Source organism: Roseomonas rosulenta, assembly GCF_016106005.1.
Lineage (GTDB): Bacteria > Pseudomonadota > Alphaproteobacteria > Acetobacterales > Acetobacteraceae > Neoroseomonas > Neoroseomonas rosulenta.
In genome coordinates, this window is the sequence record NZ_JACADR010000326.1 from 1 (window position 1) to 4500 (window position 4500).

The following is a 4500-nucleotide window of genomic DNA, read 5'->3' on the forward strand; positions in this document are numbered from 1 at the left end:
GCCGCGCGGCGGGGCTCCGCTGCCTCCCGCGCGCGCTGCGCCTGGGCTGGTCGTGACCCGCGCGCTACGCAGCCGCGCGCTTGCGCGCGCCCTACTCCGCCGCGCGCGGCGCGTTCCACACCGGCGGCGGCTCGCTGCCGACCTGGCCGGTGATGCGCCCATAGGCCTCCGGCCGCCGGTGCTTCGCGAAGTTGAAGATCGTCGTGCGCCCCAGCTCGCACATGCCCAGGTCGGCTTCCGCCACGATCAGCTCATCCCCCCAGGAGGTGGCCTGCGCCATGATCTCCCCCTGCGGGTTCACGATGATGGAATGGCCGAACAGCTCGTGCCCGTCCTCGGTGCCGGCCTTGGCGGTGGCGACGGCGAAGCAGGCATTCTGGTAGCAGCCCGCCTGGATGGTCAGGTGGGAATGGAACACCCGCAGGTGGTGCGCCTCGAAGCCACGGTTGTCCATGTTCAGGCTGGGCGTGTTGTAGCCGAGCATGACCAGCTCGACCTGCTGCAGCCCCATCACGCGCCAGGCTTCCGGCCAGCGGCGGTCGTTGCAGATCATCATGCCGACGTTCACCTCGTGGCCCGCGACGGGGGCGCGCACCACGGGGAAGCCGAGGTTGCCGACCTCGAAGAAGCGCTTCTCGAGGTGCTGGACCTTGCGGATCGGGTCGTACTCCTTGTGCCCGGGCAGGTGCACCTTGCGGTACTTCAGCATGACCTCGCCGCCGGGGCTGACGAAGACCGCGGTGTTGTAGCGGTGCCCGTCCGGCGTCTTCTCCGCGTAGCCGAGGTGGAAGGCGAGGCCGTATTTCCGCGCCGCCTCGAACAGCGGCGCCGTCTCGTTCGACGGCAGCGCGGTCTCGTACCAGTGGTCGGCGTTGGCGATGTCCTCCTCGTACCAGCGCGGGAAGAAGGTGGTCAGCGCCAATTCGGGGAAGACCACCACCTGCGCGCCCATGCGGTGCGCCTTCTCCATCAGCCGCACCATGCGGCCGACCGCGACGTCGCGGCCCTCCGCCTTCTGGATGGGGCCGAGCTGGGCGGCGGCGAGGACGAGGGAGCGGGGCATGGCGGGGGCTCTCCGGCGGGTCGGTTCCGCGCCAGAGTTTCCGATGCGGCGCCCCAGGACAACCCCGCGCGGCGCGCAGCACTCGACCGGTGGCGTGCGCGGCCCCGCTGACGCCCGCCCTGCTCCTTGAAGCTGTGAATCCGCCCCGCAGCCGCCCGGCTCACCGCGGCTCGATGATCGCCGCCCCGTGCTTCATGCGCGCCCGCGCCGCGGCGGCGGCCACCGCCTCCTCCCAGGCTTCGAGCAGCAGGTCGGACAGGTCGATGGCCGCCTCCCGCGTGGTGGCGATGCCGAGCGTCTCGCCGCGATAGGTCACCACGCGGAAATGCCCTGTCTGCTCGTCCTGCACCACCTCGATCACGGCGCGAGGCCGAGCTCGCGCGCCTTGATCTGCAGCGCCAGCACCTTCGAATAGATGCGGCACTGCGCGAGGCCGCCGGCATGGAACCACAGGCCGGGCTGGCCGGTCGGGCGCCACATGCCGTGCAGCTCGCCCTCGGCATCGAAGCCCCAGACCTGACCAACGCGGTCGCCCACCGCATCGCCGAACAGGCGCCGGGCCGCGGCCGCCTGGCCCTCGTAGCCGGTGGCGAGCACGACCAGATCCGCCGGCACGACGGACCCATCCTTCATCCGCGCGCCCTCGGCCACGAAGCGGTCGATGTCGGCGAACTGCATGAGTCCCACGCGCCCGTCGATGATCATCTGCGAGCAGCCGGCATCGAAGTAGTAGCCGCCGCCGCGGCTTTGGTACATCACCTGCCAGCCGGTCTCGTCTTCGCCGAAGTTGAGGCGGAAGCCGCGCTTTTCCAGGCCCGCCAGCAATGCGCGGTCGGCGTGGCGGTTCATCGCCGTCATGCGCTGGTGGGCGCGCTTGTAGACCGGGAAGGGAAACGATGTGGCGAGCAGGTCCTTGTCCTCGAAGGGGATCTCCTCGTCGTACAGCGCGTAGGGCGCCTGCGCTTCCTTGAGGCTCACCACCAGCGAGGGCCGGTTCTGGATGATGGTCACCGCCGCCGCGCCGGACACCGCCAGGTCCTGCGCCACGTCATGGCCCGAGGTGCCGGTGCCCAGCACCAGCGCCCGCTTGCCGGCCCAGTCCATGCCGCTGCCGAGCGCGCTCGAATGCCGCACCGCGCCGGCGAAGTCCCTGAGGCCTGGCAGGTCGGGCATGATGGGCGTGGTGCTCACCCCATTCGCCATGACGATGTGCCGCGGGCGCATGACGCGCGTGGCGCCGTCGGCGCGCTTCAGCGTGACGGACCAGCATTGCGCGGCCGCGTCCCACGACCCGCCGGTCACCTCCGTGCCGGTCCAGACATTGAGCTCCATTGCTTCGGCATAGAGCTCGAACCAGTTGGCCAACATGTCCTTCGGGATGAAGACCGGGAAGGACTTCGGGAAGGGCATGTAGGGCAGGTGGTTGACCCGCGTCTCGTTGTGCAGGGTCAGCGCGTGGTAGCGGTGGCGCCAGGAATCGCCGATGCGCGCCTCGCGATCGACCACCAGCGTATCGACGCCGAGCAGCCCCAACCTCGCGGCGACCGACAGCCCCGCCTGCGCCGCGCCCACCACCAGCACGGCGGGGTCGTGGTCGGCATAGGCGACCGCCTTCTTCCGACGGTCGAGCCAGTTCTCGCCACCGAAGTTGCGCTTCCAGTCGACGTCCTGCCAGCGCTTGCCCTCGGCCGGGTCCTCGTGGCCGCGGATCTCGTCGAGCGCGGTCATCAGCGTCCAGGCGCGCGGCGTGCCCTCCTCGTTGACCAGGCGGACCACGCCGTCGCAGGGGCCGGTGTCGGTCTCGAAGGTGAAGATCGCCTCGATGCAGTCGGTGCCGGCGCGGGTCACGCGACGCGGCGGCGTGCGGCCGGCTGCCAGCGAGAACAGGCGCGGCCGCGCCTTGCCCAACGTCGTTTCGAGGCGCGCGGCGATCGCCGTGGCACCCGAGGTAGTGTGCAGGTCCCAGGTGAAGGCGAGGATGTCGCGCCAGTGGCATTCGGTGGCGAAGAGCGCGGCGATCCCGGCGGGATTGCCCCCGCCCAGCGCATCCTCGAAGCCGCCGAGCCAGGCATTCGCCGCCGCCTCGAGCGACGTGCCGGTCAGGATGCCGTCCATGGCGCCGTCCTCCTCCTGCGCCCGCGCCGCAGCGCGGGGTCCTTGGGGGAATACTGGGCGCCTGGGGCGGCTGGGGGCAAGCCATCGCGCCGCGTCGGGCGCCGGACCCACCCCCGCGCCGCGGGCATGGGCGTCGCGTCAGTCCGGCGGCAGCGCGCCCACCTGGTCGATTATCGGCCGGTACCATTGCGGCCGGCGATGGGCAGCGAAGTTGAACATCTTCTCCTTGCCCTGGCGGCAGGCATCGAAGTCGATGTCGGCCAAGATCACTTCATCGCCCCGCGTCTTCGCCTGCGCGACCACGATGCCGTTGGGGTCGACGATGCAGGACCCGCCGATCAGGCCCGAGCCGTCCTCGTCGCCGGCCTTGGCGACGCTGATCGCCCAGGTCGCGTTCATGTAGGCATTGGCCTGCACCGCCATGGTGGAATGGAAGGTGCGGAGTTCCGCGCTCTCGGTGGTGCCGCCCATCGGGTCATAGGCTGCGGAGTTGTAGCCGATCATCATCAGCTCGACGCCCTGCAGGCCGTAGACGCGCCAGCCTTCCGGCCAGCGGCGGTCGTTGCAGATGAGCATCCCCAGCACAGGGCGGCCCCAGGATTCCGGGCCGCGGAAGGCGGGGAAGCCCATGTCGCCATATTCGAAGTAGCGCTTCTCGAGCTGCTGGAAGCGATCGCCCACGCGCGGTTCCACCGTCCCGGGCAGATGGATCTTGCGGTACTTGCCGAGGATCGTGCCGTCCGGGCCGGTGGTGACGGCGGAGTTGAAGCGCTGGCCGGCCGGCGTGAGCTCCGCGTAGCCGACATACATGCCAACGCCCAGCTCCCGGGCGCGGTCGAACAGGGCCTGCGTCTGCGGCCCGGGCAGGTCGCGTTCGAAGTAGGTGTCGAGCTCCTGCGTGCTCTCGATCAGCCAGCGCGGGAAGAAGGTGGTGAAGGGCAGTTCGGGGAAGACCACGAGCTTCGCGCCCTGCGCGGCGGCCTGTTCGAGCAGCGCGATCATGCGCGCGAGGATGGCCGCACGGCTGTCGGCCTTCTGGTTGCCGCCCATCTGGGCGCCGGCGATGCGAAGCTTACGACTCATTTGAACAGGTCCCTGACATCCTGGAGCGTGCCACCGAAGGCACGCCAGACGAGAACGGAGCCGAGGCAGAAGCCGCCACCGGCCAGCAATCCGGGCAGGCCCTCGCGCAGCCCGGCCTGGGCGGCGAGGCTCGCGCCCAGCAGCCCGAGCACCAGCCCCGCGGCCAGCGCCAGCGCGGCCTGGCCGAAGCCAGGCTTCACCCTTGGCGGCGGCGCCGCACCCGCGCGCGAGGGCCGCGG

General features: G+C 70.8%; 5 protein-coding genes. All 5 read right to left on the reverse strand.

The genetic code is table 11. The annotated features are described in order from the left end of the window. Window positions 1-91: 91 nt before the first annotated feature. Window positions 92-1063 carry an N-carbamoyl-D-amino-acid hydrolase gene (locus tag HW578_RS23330; protein WP_198373107.1) on the reverse strand — a complete coding sequence of 324 codons (972 nt, stop codon included), beginning with the start codon at window positions 1061-1063 and terminating at the stop codon, window positions 92-94. A gap of 160 nt (window positions 1064-1223) precedes the next feature. Further along, window positions 1224-1424: a hypothetical protein gene (locus HW578_RS23335; protein ID WP_198373108.1), complete on the reverse strand. Its 201-nt coding sequence runs from the start codon at window positions 1422-1424 to the stop codon at window positions 1224-1226. Beyond that, window positions 1421-3178, reverse strand: a complete 1758-nt coding sequence (locus tag HW578_RS23340) for a flavin-containing monooxygenase (protein ID WP_198373109.1) — start codon at window positions 3176-3178, stop codon at window positions 1421-1423. The genes HW578_RS23335 and HW578_RS23340 overlap by 4 nt, the downstream gene beginning before the upstream one ends. 138 nt (window positions 3179-3316) lie before the next feature. Then, complete coding sequence (locus HW578_RS23345; protein ID WP_198373110.1) at window positions 3317-4261, reverse strand: N-carbamoyl-D-amino-acid hydrolase; 945 nt, start codon at window positions 4259-4261, stop codon at window positions 3317-3319. Next, the coding region (locus HW578_RS23350; protein ID WP_198373111.1) for a hypothetical protein at window positions 4258-4500 on the reverse strand (243 nt) is incomplete at its 5' end. The genes HW578_RS23350 and HW578_RS23345, both read right to left, overlap by 4 nt.